1 protein-coding gene is annotated in these 855 nt (G+C 49.0%); it reads right to left on the reverse strand.

What is annotated here, in order from left to right:
* A protein-coding gene (locus IV04_RS25915; protein WP_152562962.1) for an IS5 family transposase occupies window positions 1-787 on the reverse strand; the annotation gives its coding sequence in 2 pieces (ribosomal slippage) (window positions 1-442 and window positions 442-787; 788 coding nt annotated over the 2 pieces). This gene is flagged as partial in the annotation.
* Window positions 788-855: the final 68 nt, after the last annotated feature.

Below are 855 nucleotides of genomic sequence, written 5' to 3' on the forward strand. Positions count from 1 at the left end.
TAATTTCTAGCTGTCTTTTCCGAGCGGGTAGCGATTCGGCGATGTTCTTTAAGCTTGGCGAAGCAACGTTCAACGACGTTACGTCTTTTGTACAATCGGGTATCGAGTTTCCGGCGTTTATCCTGGCTGGCTTTTTCATTCAATTTAAAAGGGATAACAGCTCTTATCCCTTTAATTCTCAGTTGATTACGCAATGCCTGACTTGAGTATCGATTATCAGCTAGCACCGTATTAGGCCGTGATTTCAGGTGCCCGCTTTGTCGGATGATCCCAACCCGGCCAAGCAACGTTTCCGCGTATCTGCTCTCATGGGCTTGTCCGCCACTCAGGCAAAAACTCAGCGGTAATCCTGTGCTATCTGTCGCCAGATGGATTTTGGTACCAAAGCCGCCTCGAGAGCGACCCAGCCCATGACAGCTGAGTTCATCGGGGTGTTTTTTTTAGCACCCGCAGCGGCTTTCAGGGCGCGAATGTTACTGCCATCTAACGCGATGGCATCCCAGTCAACCCACCTTTTTCCATCAAGTATCTGAAGTAATTTATTGAAAATACAGTTTATTACTCCAGCCTTGGACCACCGGTTAAACCGGTTGTAAATCGTTTTCCAGTGACCATAACGTTCGGGCAGGTCCCGCCAAGGGGCTCCTGAACACAGCACCCAAAATATGCCATTCATCACTTGGCGGTGCTCAAGATAGGGGCGACCGGCTTTAGAAACGCCTCGTTCAGGCGGCAGCAGGGGGGAAATCAATGCCCAAGCGTCATCGGGAAAATCGTAACGAGCCACGTAAAAGACTTCTTCTGGTTAAAATAGGCGTTGGATTGTACAAAAAATAATTACGGGACACACCCTAG

Source organism: Serratia sp. Ag1, assembly GCF_000743355.1.
Lineage (GTDB): Bacteria > Pseudomonadota > Gammaproteobacteria > Enterobacterales > Enterobacteriaceae > Chania.